The sequence below is a fragment of the Arthrobacter sp. Y-9 genome, assembly GCF_029690065.1.
Taxonomy (GTDB): domain Bacteria; phylum Actinomycetota; class Actinomycetes; order Actinomycetales; family Micrococcaceae; genus Arthrobacter_E.
Map to the genome: position 1 here is coordinate 3,489,441 of NZ_CP121463.1, position 13,099 is coordinate 3,502,539.

The 13,099-nt window shown below is 68.9% G+C and carries 11 protein-coding genes; 7 read left to right on the forward strand and 4 right to left on the reverse strand.

The annotated features are described in order from the left end of the window. Positions 1-14: 14 nt before the first annotated feature. Positions 15-461 (reverse strand): MarR family transcriptional regulator, encoded by a 447-nt coding sequence (locus P9849_RS15825; RefSeq protein ID WP_107003262.1) that lies wholly within the window; start codon positions 459-461, stop codon positions 15-17. 215 nt (positions 462-676) lie between these two features. Here P9849_RS15825 and cycA point away from each other — a divergent pair, with 215 nt between their 5' ends. The 5 genes from cycA (at position 677) to P9849_RS15850 (ending at position 5,245) form a co-directional block, all read left to right on the forward strand. Further along, on the forward strand, positions 677-2,131 hold the full coding sequence (cycA, locus tag P9849_RS15830) for a D-serine/D-alanine/glycine transporter (RefSeq protein WP_278267659.1): 1,455 nt from the start codon (positions 677-679) through the stop codon (positions 2,129-2,131). A 149-nt stretch (positions 2,132-2,280) separates the two neighbouring features. After that, positions 2,281-3,903 carry a phosphoenolpyruvate--protein phosphotransferase gene (gene ptsP / locus P9849_RS15835; RefSeq protein ID WP_278267660.1) on the forward strand — a complete coding sequence of 541 codons (1,623 nt, stop codon included), beginning with the start codon at positions 2,281-2,283 and terminating at the stop codon, positions 3,901-3,903. Positions 3,904-3,955: 52 nt separating this feature from the next. Beyond that, positions 3,956-4,234, forward strand: a complete 279-nt coding sequence (locus P9849_RS15840) for an HPr family phosphocarrier protein (protein WP_066213729.1) — start codon at positions 3,956-3,958, stop codon at positions 4,232-4,234. Positions 4,235-4,299: 65 nt separating this feature from the next. Then, on the forward strand, positions 4,300-4,734 hold the full coding sequence (locus P9849_RS15845) for a helix-turn-helix domain-containing protein (RefSeq protein ID WP_278267661.1): 435 nt from the start codon (positions 4,300-4,302) through the stop codon (positions 4,732-4,734). 4 nt (positions 4,735-4,738) lie between these two features. Then, positions 4,739-5,245 carry a hypothetical protein gene (locus P9849_RS15850; RefSeq protein WP_278267662.1) on the forward strand — a complete coding sequence of 169 codons (507 nt, stop codon included), beginning with the start codon at positions 4,739-4,741 and terminating at the stop codon, positions 5,243-5,245. A gap of 20 nt (positions 5,246-5,265) precedes the next feature. On the opposite strand, the gene P9849_RS15855 is transcribed toward P9849_RS15850, so the two are convergent. Then, positions 5,266-6,486: a helix-turn-helix domain-containing protein gene (locus tag P9849_RS15855; protein ID WP_278267663.1), complete on the reverse strand. Its 1,221-nt coding sequence runs from the start codon at positions 6,484-6,486 to the stop codon at positions 5,266-5,268. A gap of 237 nt (positions 6,487-6,723) precedes the next feature. On the opposite strand from P9849_RS15855, the gene ald reads away from it, so the two are divergent. Next, positions 6,724-7,833 (forward strand): alanine dehydrogenase, encoded by a 1,110-nt coding sequence (gene ald / locus P9849_RS15860; protein WP_278267664.1) that lies wholly within the window; start codon positions 6,724-6,726, stop codon positions 7,831-7,833. Positions 7,834-8,326: 493 nt separating this feature from the next. Then, positions 8,327-10,009: an ATP-binding cassette domain-containing protein gene (locus P9849_RS15865; protein WP_107003255.1), complete on the forward strand. Its 1,683-nt coding sequence runs from the start codon at positions 8,327-8,329 to the stop codon at positions 10,007-10,009. Positions 10,010-10,085: 76 nt separating this feature from the next. On the opposite strand, the gene P9849_RS15870 is transcribed toward P9849_RS15865, so the two are convergent. Beyond that, a complete protein-coding gene (locus tag P9849_RS15870) occupies positions 10,086-11,147 on the reverse strand; it encodes a Gfo/Idh/MocA family oxidoreductase (protein WP_278267665.1) in 1,062 nt (353 codons plus the stop codon). A gap of 215 nt (positions 11,148-11,362) precedes the next feature. After that, positions 11,363-13,090, reverse strand: coding sequence for an ABC transporter substrate-binding protein (locus tag P9849_RS15875; protein ID WP_278267666.1), 1,728 nt, complete (start codon positions 13,088-13,090; stop codon positions 11,363-11,365). Positions 13,091-13,099: the final 9 nt, after the last annotated feature.

Here is a 13,099-nt window from a genome sequence, read left to right on the forward strand (position 1 = left end):
TCCGGAAGGTCCGGTCACTCGCCACGCAAACGGTCGTAAATACTGGTCAGAACAGGAATGGCGGCTTCCAGGGCCGCCCGGTCGCGCGGCGGCAGCTCGTCGATCACGGCGGCGATGGCGCGGTTGCGGCGCAGGTTGACGCGGGCCACCGCGTCCCAACCGTCATCGGTCAGCCGCACGACGACGGCGCGCGAGTCCTCGGGATCACTGTCGCGCCGCACGTAGCCGCGGCCTTCGAGGCGGGTGATCTGCTCCGTCGCGGTGGGCGCGCGCACCCCCAGGTTGCGGGCGATGTCGCTGACGCGCGCCCCGCCGTCGGCGAGCTGCGTGAGAAGGCTCAATTGCGAGCCGGTCAGCTCGGTCTCCCCGACGTCCAGTCGGCGCGTGACGTAGACCGCCTGGCGGAGGGCCTCCCGGAAGGTCCGGGCCAGCTCCAGAGCGGCATCTGATTCGCTGTTCATACTTAGGTATCCTAACAGTTAGGGAACCTAACTTCAAGGGCCGGCTTGCGGCGATGACGGTGGCGGGGATCGCCGGCCCCCTTCGACACTTCGCCGCGTAACACCCGCAAGCATTCGACAACTGTCCCCTTCGGAGAAATCCCCTTCGCGCTAGGCTATGAGCGGCAAAATGTCAGCCAGGTCACAACCAGACATTGCGAACGAGAGGGCCCCGCATGACCAATCCGCAATCGGCCACCACAGCCACCCGGACTCCCGGCGCCGCCCCCTCGGGCGAGGGCGAGCCGCACCTCGCCCGGGCCCTGAGCAACCGGCACATCCAGCTCCTGGCCATCGGCGGAGCGATCGGCACCGGCCTGTTCATGGGCAGCGGCAAGACCATCTCCGTCGCCGGGCCGTCCGTCATCTTCGTGTACATGATCATCGGCTTCATGCTGTTCTTCGTCATGCGCGCCATGGGCGAACTGCTGCTCTCCAACCTCAACTACAAGTCGTTCAGCGACTTCGCCGGCGACCTCCTCGGTCCGTGGGCCGGGTTCTTCACCGGCTGGACCTACTGGTTCTGCTGGGTGGTCACGGGCGTCGCCGACGTCATCGCGATCGCCGGGTACGCGGAGACCCTCATCCCGGGCATCCCTCTGTGGATCCCCGGCGTGCTCACCATCCTGATCCTCCTGGCACTCAACCTGCCGACGGTGAAGGCCTTCGGTGAGACCGAGTTCTGGTTCGCGCTCATCAAGATCGTCGCGATCGTCGCCCTGATCGTCACCGGTCTGGTCATGATCCTCACGGGCTTCCAGTCCCCGGCCGGCCAGGCGAGCTTCACCAACCTCTGGAGCCACGGCGGCTTCTTCCCGCGCGAGTTCATGGGCTTCGTGGCCGGCTTCCAGATCGCCGTCTTCGCGTTCGTGGGCATCGAGCTGGTGGGCACCGCCGCCGCCGAGACCAAGAACCCGGAGCACAACCTGCCCAAGGCCATCAACGCCATCCCCGTGCGCGTGATGCTCTTCTACGTGGGCGCCCTCATCATCCTGATGTCCGTCACCCCGTGGACCGAGTTCAAGGCCGGTCACAGCCCCTTCATCGGCATGTTCTCGCTGGCCGGCCTCGGCATCGCGGCGACCGTGGTGAACCTCGTGGTCCTGACCTCGGCCATGTCGAGCGCCAACTCCGGCATCTACTCCACGTCCCGCATGGTGTTCGGCCTGGCCCGCGACGGCGACGCCCCGGCGGTCTTCGGCAAGCTGTCCCGCCGCAAGGTGCCCCAGAACGCGCTGTTCCTGTCCTGCGTGCTGCTGCTCGCCGGCGTCGTGCTCCTCTACGCGGGCAAGGACATCGGCGCCGCCTTCGACATGGTGACCACCGTCTCCGCCGTCTGCTTCATGTTCGTGTGGAGCATCATCCTGCTGAGCTACCTGGTGTACCGGAAGAAGCGTCCCGAACTGGCAGCGGCATCGAAGTACAAGATGCCCGGCGGCGTCGCCATGGTCTACGTGGTCTTCGCGTTCTTCCTCTTCCTGATCTGGGCGCTGACCACCCAGCCGGACACGCTGACGGCCCTGCTCGTGACGCCGATCTGGTTCGTGATCCTCGTGATCGCCTGGCTCGCGATCCGGCGATCGCCGCATCACCTGGCACGTCATGAGGCGTGGAAACAAAGTATGAAGTAGCGTCTTTTAGTGGGTGGGCCTCAGGCCCGCCCACTAGTATTTCGACAGTGTTGCCAGCACAAGATCCGTGTGAGTCGATCGGAGTTTTCACCATGGGGTTCCAGGGAGTCGGAGTCAATCCGGGCCGCGTCATCGCTACCGTCAAGCACATGCCGGAGCCGTTGGCGGAGCCTCAGGCCGGGGAGACTCTGCCGCCGGGAGCGGACCCCGCGGAGGTGATCGCGGGCCTGAAGGCCGCGGCCCTGGCGGTGCACGACGAGCTCAAAGAACGCGCCACCCGCGCCAGTGAGGACGGCAAGGCCGTGCTCGAGGCGACCGCGCTCATGGCCAAGGACACCATGCTCCTCAAGGCCGCCGGAAAGCTGATCAACGCCGGCACCGGCGCCGAACGCGCCGTCTGGGAGGCTGCCGAAGGCGTGGCCGCGCAGTTCAAGGCTCTCGGCGGCTACATGGCCGAGCGCGCCACGGACGTGCTGGATGTGCGGGCCCGCCTGGTCGCGCAGCTGCGCGGCGTCCCGGCTCCGGGCATCCCGGCGTCCTCCACCCCCTTCATCCTCATGGCGGAGGATCTGGCCCCGGCCGACACCGCCACCCTGGACACCTCCGTCGTGCTGGCCCTCGCGACCTCCGGCGGCGGCCCCCAGTCCCACACGGCCATCATCGCCCGCTCGCTCGGCCTGCCGGCCGTGGTGGCGGCCGAGGGGATCGAGGAGATCCCCGAGGGCGCCGAAGTGTATGTCGACGGCGCGGCCGGCCTGGTCGTCCCCGAACCCGGTGATGAGGAGCGCGAAGCCGCCGCGAAGTGGGCGAGCAGCGCCGCGACCCTGGCCACCTTCGACGGTGAGGGCTCGACGGCGGACGGCCACCTGGTGCCGCTGCTCGCCAATGTGGGCAACGCCAAGGACGCGGAGGCCGCCGCGGCCCTCGGCGCGCAGGGCGTGGGCCTGTTCCGCACCGAATTCTGTTTCCTGGAACGCGACACCGAGCCGTCCGTGAACGAGCAGGCCGACGCCTACCGTGCCGTCTTCGCCGCCTTCCCGGGCAGGAAGGTCGTGGTCCGGACCCTGGACGCGGGCGCGGACAAGCCCCTGCCGTTCCTCACCGACACCACCGAACCGAACCCGGCCCTGGGCGTGCGCGGCTACCGCACCGACTGGACCACCCCGGGCGTGCTCGAACGCCAGCTCTCCGCGATCGCCGTGGCCGCCGTGGACACCGAGGCCGAGGTCTGGGTCATGGCCCCGATGATCGCCACGCAGCCCGAGGCCGCGCACTTCGCCTCCCTCTGCGCCGGCGTGGGCCTGAAGACCCCGGGCGTCATGGTCGAGGTCCCCTCAGCCGCACTGAACGCTTCCAGCGTCCTGAAGGACGTCGCATTCGCCTCGCTCGGCACCAACGACCTCACGCAGTACACCATGGCCGCGGACCGTATGCTCGGCCCGCTCGCGAGCCTGAACGACCCGTGGCAGCCCGCCGTTCTCCGCCTGGTCCAGCTGACCGTCGAGGGCGCCAAGGCCGCCGGGGACAAGGCCGTGGGCGTCTGCGGCGAGTCCGCCGCGGACCCGGCACTCGCCGTCGTGCTCACCGGCCTGGGCGTGAACACGCTGTCCATGACCGCGCGGTCGCTGGCCGCCGTCGGCACCGTGCTGAAGAGCGTCACGCTGGCCGAGGCGCAGGAGATCGCCGCCCTGGCCCTGAACGCCGCGACCGCCGTGGAGGGCCGCGCCGCCGTCCGCGCCCGGCTGCCCATCCTGGACGATCTCGGCCTGTAACGGCCTCGGATTTTCACCCGACCCTCACCGTTTCCACCTGAAGGAGAACCCCATGCCCGAACGCACAGCAGTCGTCGCCAGCGCCTCCGGCCTGCACGCCCGTCCCGCCGCGATCTTCGCCGAGGCCGCAGCCGAGCTGGACGTCGAGGTGACGATCGCCCTGGCCGGCACCCCCGAGGATGAGGCCATGGACGCCTCGAGCATCCTGTCCCTCATGACCCTGGGCGCCGGCAACGGCGACACCGTGGTCCTCCGCGCCGAGGGCCCGGGCGCCGAAGAGGCCCTGGATAAGCTCGCCACCCTTGTCGAAACCGACCTGGACGCCGAGTAACACTCCCCGCCGACTGCTCCATAGGATGCCGGAATCACCCCGAATCGGGTGGAAAATGGCATCTTATGGAGCAGTCGACGTTTAAGGCCCAGCCGCACACCACCGGCCCCCTCGCCGCCGACGCCGCCTCCGGGCTGCGGCGAGCGCTCGACGGCGGCCAGGACGTCACCGTCTTCGTGGACGGCACGGTCTTCCGGCTCCCCGACGGCGCACGAGACGCCGTGGTGGACCTCCTGACCCGCCTGTCCCGCGGGGAGACCGTCACCGTGACCAGCGGCGACGCCGCCCGCGGGGAGTCCCGGAACCCGCTCGACGACGAACTGCTCACCACGAGCAAGGCGGCGGAGCTGGCCGGCATCTCCCACACGTACCTGCGCAACATGACGGACCGGGGTGAGATCCCGGTCCAGTACCGCGGCACGCACCGCCGGATCCGCCGCGGCGACATCACGGCCTGGCTGGCCGCGCAGAAAGCCTCGCACCCCGGAACCGTAGACTGATCCCGTGCCCAAACTCTTCGGTCTTCACAACCTCTACGGCGCCCTTGCGGCGGTCCTCGTCGGGACGCTCCTGAGCCTGCTGAAGGCCGACGGACTGATGCAGCTGCTCTTCGTGGCGGTGGCATACATCGGCGGATCGATCGTGGCGCACGACGTGCTGAAGAAGCGCCGCGCAGCCCACGAACCGGCGCCCGGCCCCGAGGAGGACCAGGGGACGCGCTTCCACCACTTCGACTCCCGCTCCCTGGACCGGATCCAGGAGGAACGGGCCCGTTCGGACCGCCGCGAAGCGGACGCACAGCACCTGCAGCCCGCTCCCCCGGCGCCCGTCACGCCCGTCGCCGAACCGCCGGTCGCCGAACCCCCTGCGCCCGCTCCGGCCACCTCAGCCCCGGACGAATCCGCGCCCCAGCACTTCGACGCCCGCGCACTGGAACGCATCGAGCGCGAACGCCAGGCCACTGAACGCCGCGACACCGAACGCCGGGACACCGGCCGCCAGGACGGCTGACTGGAAGACTCGACGCCCCCTCAGATGCGGGGGCGCTCGTGCCAGCGCGCGGCCTTCAGCGCCGCGTGCAGTTCCAGCCGGACGGAACCCTTGAGCGGATCCGCGCCGATGATCTGCCGGACCTTCGCGAGCCGGTTGTACACGGTGCTGCGGTGCAGATGGAGCTCGTCGGCCACGTCCTGCACGGTCCCGCCGGTGTCATAGATCATCTCCAGCACCGGCCGCAGCTCCTGGTTCTTGTCCCCGGCCTCGAGCGCCGCGAAGTTGAGCGTGCTCGCCCCGCCCCAGTCCATGGGGCCCTGCGCCGCCGTCGCGAAGAACTGATAGATACCCGTGTCGCGGCAGTCCACCAGCTCACCCAGGGACGGTTCGACGACCCCGGCGAGCGCCGCCGTCCGCGACTCACCATAGGCGTCCGGCAGCTTCCGGATCTCGCCGAAAGGCTCGCTGAGCCCGATCACGATCCTCGGCCTGCCCTGCCCCGACCGCTTGGCCAGTTCCAGCTGGTAATGCACCAGGACCTGCGCATGCACCGCCCGGCCCTGAGAGGCCCGGAACAGCATGACGGAGTGGCTGGGGCGGCCCGCGCTGAAGAGGGCCTCCTGCACGCCGACCGTGGACTGCAGCGCCGCGCTGCGGTGCGTGAGGGAAGCCGCCAGGGGGTCCTCGGGCTCATGGCGCGCGCCGGCGTCGAGCACCGTGATCAGCTGCCAGGGGCCTTTCCCGTGCACCTCGGCCCAGTTCCCGACGGCGGCGATCGCACCGCGCTCCCCCGAGCAGGCGGACAGGAACTCGACCTCGCGGCGCTTCCGCTGCTCCGACTCGGCCGTGTTGGATTCGAGGAGCAACGTGGCCAGGAGCTCAATCTCGTGGCGGACCTCGGCGAGCTGACCCAGGATCGGAGCGGCGCTGCTCTCCCCGCTGCTCTGCTGCACCCAGAGGTATCCCACCCGGAAGCCGCGCACCAGCAGCGGGACGCAGACACGGCCAAGCATGCCGAGTTCCTCGTTGGCCGGGACCACCACAGGTCGCACGGCGGCCGAGATGCCATGCGAGAGCTGCCAGGCGCTGACATCCGGCGGGACCCTCTTGGTGAGCAGGAAGTTGACCCGGACGCGGTCCGCCTGCTCCTGATTGGAGCTGTACGCCACGAGGAGGCCGTCCAGGTCCTCCAAGGACAGGCCTCGCCCCAGGCGGGCGGCGAGCTGCTCGACGAGCTGTTCCACATCGGGTTGCTGCATGCCGTCCAGCCTACTGGACGGCAAGCTACACCAGGCGACAGTTGCCGCCACGGCCCTGAACAAATGTAGATAGCGAACAGGAAGAATCCCCGGAAATCCGCGGATCCCGCTCCGCTGCCAGGGCATTCGCCCTGTCGGGTGGCTCACACCGGACCTAAGCTGATCCCACAGAAACTTCCCCGGTCCGCACCGGGCCAGAGACCGGCCCGACGGACATGAACGTCATGGAGCCCCCACATGATCATCGGTGTCCCCAAGGAAATCAAGAACAACGAATTCCGCGTGGCCATCACGGCCTCCGGTGTCCACGAACTGCGTCACCACGGCCACGACGTCCTCATCGAGGCAGGGGCCGGCCTCGGTTCCGGCATCACCGACGCCGAGTACGAAGCCGCCGGCGCGACCCTGCTCGCCGACGCCGATGAGGTCTGGGCCCGTGCCGACATGGTCATGAAGGTCAAGGAGCCCATCGCCGCGGAGTACCACCGTTTCCGCGAGGGCCTCATCCTCTTCACCTACCTGCACCTGGCCGCTGAGCCCGAGCTGACCGCACGACTCGTGGAGTCCGGGGTCACGGCCATCGCGTACGAGACCGTGCAGGAAGGCCGCGCCCTCCCGCTGCTCGCCCCCATGTCCGAGGTGGCCGGCCGCCTCTCCGTGCAGGTGGGCGCCTCCTCGCTCCTGGCCCCGAACGGCGGCAAGGGCATCCTCCTGGGCGGCGTCCCCGGCGTGCGCCCGGCGAACGTCGTCGTCCTCGGCGCCGGCGTGGCGGGCACCAACGCCGCCGTCATGGCCATGGGCGCCGGTGCGGATGTCACCATCCTCGACATCAACATCAACCGCCTCCGCGAGCTCGACGCCCTGTACGGCGGCCGCCTGAAGACCGTGGCCTCCAACTCCTACGAGATCGAGCGCGCCCTGGTCGAGGCCGACCTGGTCATCGGCTCCGTGCTGATCCCGGGCGCCAAGGCCCCCAAGCTCGTCACCAATGAGCTGGTCGCCAAGATGAAGCCGGGCTCGGTCCTGGTGGACATCGCGGTGGACCAGGGCGGCTGCTTCGAGGACACCCACCCCACCACGCACGAGGACCCCACCTTCAAGGTCCACAACTCGATCTTCTACTGCGTGGCGAACATGCCGGGCGCCGTCCCGAACACCTCCACCTACGCGCTGACCAACGTCACCCTCCGCTATGCCGTGGCGCTGGCCAACCTGGGCGTCCGGGCCGCTTTCGAGCGCGACGCCGCCCTGGCCGCCGGCCTGAACGTGGCGGCGGGCAAGGTGGCGCACCACTCGGTCTCCGACGCCTCCGGCCTGGAGCTCTCCGACTGGCGCGACCTGGTCTAGTCCGCGGGCTCTCCTCGCTCAGGACGGGTGGGGAGGGGAAACATTCTGCTTGCTATCCCCAATGCCCTGTGTGCAGCTCACGCTGCGCACAGGGCATTGGGGCCCCTTGACGCAAGCTGCCATGTTTCCCCTCCCCACCCGTTCGTCGTTTTGGCCTCGTCAGACCGACCTGCACCACGCGGACACCCCTGGCCACCGGACGCCGGCCGGAGATCTCGCTCCCGAGGGATGAAACACCCCGGGCTCCTTCTCCCCCTCGACCCTGCCGGCACCGTCGAGACGGCCCAGGCTCCCACCCCGGCCCACGACGGCGGCGGCCTCGAGGTGCGGCGGGGGTGGCGGGTTGCGGCCGGCCGCGTCAAGGGGCCCCACGGCCGGTTCCACGACGGGACCCGACCATCGCGCCGTGGGGAAAGCGGCCAGAGCAACCCGGCACCCCCGCCGCCAACCCCCACAAACCCCCGCCCCGCCGTCGTGCCCATAAACTGAAGCAATGGGCCATATCGACGTTGCCGGCATCGACTACTTTCTTTCGGACGGCACCCAACTCCTCAACGGCGTGACCTTCAAGGTCCCCGACGGCACCAAGACCGCTCTGATAGGGCCGAACGGCACCGGCAAGACCACGCTCTTCCGCATCATCTCCGGCGACCTCAAGCCGGACGAGGGCGTGGTGGGCCGTTCCGGCGGCATGGGCATCATGCGCCAGTTCGTGGGCCAGGTCCGTGACGAATCCACCGTCCGCGACCTCCTGCTCACCACCGCCACCCCTGCCCTCGCGGCGGCCGGGAAGGCGGTCGAGGAGGCGGAGAACGCCATGCTGGAGCACGACGACGAGCCCACCCAGATGCGGTACGCCCAGGCGATCGTCGACTGGGGGGACGCAGGCGGCTACGAGCTGGAGACCGTCTGGGACGAGGTCTGCATGGCCGCGCTCGGCGTCTCGTTCGACAAGGCGGCGCACCGCGCGGCGTCGTCGCTGTCCGGCGGCGAGCAGAAGCGACTCGTGCTGGAGGCCCTGTTCGCCGGTCCGGACGAGCTGCTGCTCCTCGACGAGCCGGACAACTACCTCGACGTGCCTGGCAAGCGCTGGCTGGAAGACAAGCTCCGGGAGTCCAAGAAGACCGTGTTCTTCATCAGCCACGACCGCGAGCTGCTGAACAACGCCGCGGACCGCATCGTGACCCTGGAGCCCGGCATCAACGGCGCCGGCGCCTGGATCCACGGTGGCGGTTTCGGCTCCTATGTGCAGGCCCGCGAGGACCGGAACGCGCGCTTCGAGGAGCTGCGCAAGCGCTGGGACGAGGAGCACGTGAAGCTCAAGGAACTGGTCACCATGTACAAGACCAAGGCCGCGTTCCGCTCCGACATGGCCAACAAGTACCAGGCCGCGCAGACCCGTCTGGCGAAGTTCCTGGAGGCCGGCCCGCCGGAGGCCCTGCCTCTCGAGCAGAACGTCCAGATGCGGCTGCGCGGCGGCCGCACGGGCAAGCGCGCCGTCGTGGCGGAGAAGCTCGAGCTCACGGGCCTCATGAAACCGTTCTCCACGGAGATCTGGTTCGGTGACCGCGTGGGCGTGCTGGGGTCGAACGGGTCCGGCAAGAGCCACTTCCTGCGGCTGCTCGCCGCGGGCGGCACGGATCCCGAGCGGGAGCACCTGCCGGTCTCGGACATCCAGATCCGCGAGGTGCCCCACGAGGGCACGGTGAAGCTCGGAGCCCGTATCCGGCCCGGCTACTTCGCCCAGACCCATTCCCGGCCCGACCTGGCCGGACGCACCCTCCTCGACATCCTGCACCGGGGCGATGAGCACCGTTCCGGCCTGGGCCGGGAAGCCGCCTCCGGCGCGCTCGACTCCTACGGGCTCGTGGCACAGGCGGAGAACAAGTACGAGTCGCTCTCGGGCGGTCAGCAGGCGCGTTTCCAGATCCTGCTGCTGCAGCTCTCCGGGGCCACGCTGCTGCTCCTGGACGAGCCGACGGACAACCTGGACCTCCACTCGGGCGAGGCGCTGGAACGCGCGATCGACGCCTTCGAGGGGACCGTCCTGGCCGTGACGCACGACCGCTGGTTCGCCAAGTCGTTCGACCGCTTCCTGGTCTTCGGCTCGGACGGCAAGGTCTACGAGTCCGAGGAGCCCGTCTGGGACGAGAAGCGGGTGGAGCGCGCCCGCTAGGAGCACCCTCGCGGCTGAGTGAACGCGTGGGGGCGCGGGACTGCGGTCCCGCGCCCCTTCACGTCTCAGGCGGAGCTCAGCGTGCGATCCGCCGCGCTTCTTCGATCAGCCGCAGCCCGGCGAGCGGTCCGGTCTCACCGGCCACCTCGACGGGCGCGGGTCCTTCGCCGCGCACATGCCGCGCCAGGAGCCGGTAGAACTCCTGATACCCGCCGGGCTCACTCGTCACGGGCCGCACCACGGTGCCGTCGCTGAACGTCCCGGACGCCTCCTCGGGCTCCACGCCGTAGCCCGGGTCCGACGGACGCAGCCCCGCCGAGAGCTGCCGCTCCTGCGGGTCGAAGCCGTATTTCAGGTAGCTCCCGGCGCTTCCGCGGACATCGAACACCGGGCCCGGCTGGGCGGCGGAGAGGGTCATCGACAGGTGGCTGAGCACCGGCGCCCCACCGCCCGCCGGAGCGTGCTCGAGGACGAGGAACGCGTCGTCGTCGGCCGGCTCACCGGGGCGGCGCGCCGCGATCTCCGCATGGACCACGCGCGCCGGGCCGAAGAGCTGCAGGGCGCAGTCCACCAGGTGCGTGCCCAGGTCGAAGAGCAGGCCGCCGCCGCGCTCCACACCCGAAGCCTGCTTCCACGCCTTGGAGAACCCCGGCGACCACCGCTCCATGCCGGCGTTGAACCGGTGCACCTCCCCCAGCGCCCCCTCGGCCAGGAGCCTCAGAAGGGTGAGGAACGCGTTGTCCCAGCGGCGGTTCTGATAGACCGCCAGCGTGCGCCCCAGCCGCTCAGCGAGCGCCACGAGCTCCTCCCCCTGCGCACTGGTGACGGTGAACGGCTTGTCCACCACGACGTCGAGCCCCGCTTCCAGCGCGGCTTTCGCCTGCGGGTGGTGCAGTTCGGGCGGGGTGGCGATGACCACGAGGTCCAGATCCGCTGCGCGGGCGAGGACGTCCTCGAAGCCGGGCACCACCGTCACGCCCGGGTACGTCTCCCGCGCCGAGCCGGCGCGCTCAGGATTGCCCGTGACGATCACGTCCAGGCTGAAGTCGGGGCTGTGCTCGATCAGCGGTGAGTGGAAGGCCCGGCCGGCCAGTCCGTAGCCCACCACGGCGGTTCTCAGGGGTGCGGGTCGCTGCATGGTCCTCAGTGTCCCAGCAAACGGCGCCCCTGTCCCGTGCCCGCCCGGAAACGAACAGGCCGTGGGAGCGAACAGGCCGCGAGAGTCAACAGCCCGGAACGCCGAGAGCCCCGGGGAACGCTGCGCGTTCCCCGGGGCTCTCGGCTCCGGTACACCGGCCGCTCACCTCACGGTGAACGGGGCTTCGGCAGGCGGTGAGTCACCGCCGGATGTTCTTACTTGTGGGTGGAACCCTTTTCCCAGCCGACCGTGGTCCAGTCCGGGACGTGGGTGTCCGTGGCCTGGTTCGCGAAGAGGGTCGGGCCGTAGTTGGCCAGGCCCTTCTTGACGAACTCGATCTGCGGGCCGTTCAGGACCGGGCCGAGAGTGAAGTACTGCTTGGCGTAGTCCTTCTCCACATCCAGGGCTTCCTTGTTGCGCTTGGCGTCGTCGGCCTCGGACTGCAGAGCGGCGATGCGCTTGTCCAGGTCGGCGTTGCCGAGACCGTTGCGGTCGCTCTCGGTGGAGTAGTACTGGCCCACGGCCTGCGTGGCGTCGGGGCCCACGGTGTAACCGGACATGGTCACGTCGAACTCGCGGTCGCCCACGATCTTGCCGAACTCGGCGTTGCCGCGCTGGTCGATCCCGACATCCATGCCGGCGGCCTGGAGCTGCTTCTGCAGGGTCTGCACGGAGGCGAGGACGGTGGGATCGTCACCGAAGTTGGTGATCTTGAAGGTGACGGGCTTGCCGTTCTTCTCCATGATGCCCTTGGCGTTCGGCTTGTAGCCGGCGTCGGTCAGCACCTTCTTGGCGGCGTCCGCACCCTGCTCCTGCACCGGCCAGTTGTCCTGGTAGTACTTGGAGAACGGCATCAGCATCATGGTGCCGGAGTTGGGCTCTTCCCAGTTCAGACCGTTGAAGCGGACCTTGCGGATGGCTTCGCGGTCGACGGCGGTGAAGATGGCCTTGCGGACGGCGACGTCCTGGACGCCCGGGCGCTTGGCGTTGACGTTCAGGCCACCGGCGAAGAGGCGCTGGCCGCGGCGGATGTCGGTGTCCTTGGTGCCCTCGAGCTGCTTGTAGCGGCCCACGGTGCGGCCACCGGTCGCGTCGATCTCACCGTTCTTGAACGCGGCGATGGTGGCGGAGTCCTCCATCTGGCGGAAGACGACCTTGTCGAGCACCGGCTTGTTGCCCCACCACTTTTCGTTCTTGACCATGCTGACGGTCAGAGCGGCGGAGTCGAACTTCTCGACCTTGAACGGGCCGGCCATCCACTCGGGGTGCATGTTGTTGCTGAAGCCCTTGTTGAAGATCTCCGGGGTGTTCACCTTCGGGTGGACGATGCCGGAGAAGAAGGAGGCCAGCGGGTACACGGGCTGCTTGACCGTTACGACGACGTCCTTGTCGGTCGCACCACGGGTCACGGACTCGATGTACTTGTAGGAGCCGGAATCGACGATGTCGTAGTCCTTGTTGGTGCCGTTGAGCACCTTCCAGGTGTTCTCGAAGGTCTTCCAGTCGATGGGGGTGCCATCGTTCCAGGTGGCCTTGTCGTTGATCTTGATGTTCAGGATCTGCTTGCCGTCCTTGACCTCGGACTTGAAGTCCTCGCAGAAGTCCTTGTCCAGCTCATAGTCGCCCACCGCGGTGGTCTTCCAGCAGCCGTAGTAGAAAGCCTGGTTGATCGGACCCATGAGCGCGGTGTTGTCAGACGAGTTGCCGCTGTTGGCGAAGCCGTTGAAATCAGGACCGATGTTGCCCAGTTCCAGAGTCAGGGTGCCGCCCTGGTCCAGGTCCTTGACGTCTTTCGGGTTGGTCTGGATCAGCTTGGAGACGTCCGAGCCGGACCCCTCGGCCTTGGCGCTCTCGGGGCCCTTGGCCGTGCCGCCGCCGCAAGCGGTCAGCGCCAGCGTGACGGCCGCCAGAGTGGCGACGCCGAGCGTGACTTTCTTTTTCATACTGTTCCC

What these genes read in the sequence shown, in the direction of transcription:
- P9849_RS15840 (WP_066213729.1), top strand. Translation starts at nt 3,956, where the DNA reads ATGCCCGAACGCACAGCAGTCGTCGCCAGCGCCTCCGGCCTGCACGCC.
- P9849_RS15875 (WP_278267666.1), bottom strand. Translation starts at nt 13,090, where the DNA reads ATGAAAAAGAAAGTCACGCTCGGCGTCGCCACTCTGGCGGCCGTCACG.
- P9849_RS15865 (WP_107003255.1), top strand. Translation starts at nt 8,327, where the DNA reads ATGGGCCATATCGACGTTGCCGGCATCGACTACTTTCTTTCGGACGGC.
- ptsP (WP_278267660.1), top strand. Translation starts at nt 2,281, where the DNA reads ATGCCGGAGCCGTTGGCGGAGCCTCAGGCCGGGGAGACTCTGCCGCCG.
- ald (WP_278267664.1), top strand. Translation starts at nt 6,724, where the DNA reads ATGATCATCGGTGTCCCCAAGGAAATCAAGAACAACGAATTCCGCGTG.
- P9849_RS15845 (WP_278267661.1), top strand. Translation starts at nt 4,300, where the DNA reads ATGGAGCAGTCGACGTTTAAGGCCCAGCCGCACACCACCGGCCCCCTC.
- P9849_RS15870 (WP_278267665.1), bottom strand. Translation starts at nt 11,147, where the DNA reads ATGCAGCGACCCGCACCCCTGAGAACCGCCGTGGTGGGCTACGGACTG.
- cycA (WP_278267659.1), top strand. Translation starts at nt 677, where the DNA reads ATGACCAATCCGCAATCGGCCACCACAGCCACCCGGACTCCCGGCGCC.
- P9849_RS15825 (WP_107003262.1), bottom strand. Translation starts at nt 461, where the DNA reads ATGAACAGCGAATCAGATGCCGCTCTGGAGCTGGCCCGGACCTTCCGG.
- P9849_RS15855 (WP_278267663.1), bottom strand. Translation starts at nt 6,486, where the DNA reads ATGCAGCAACCCGATGTGGAACAGCTCGTCGAGCAGCTCGCCGCCCGC.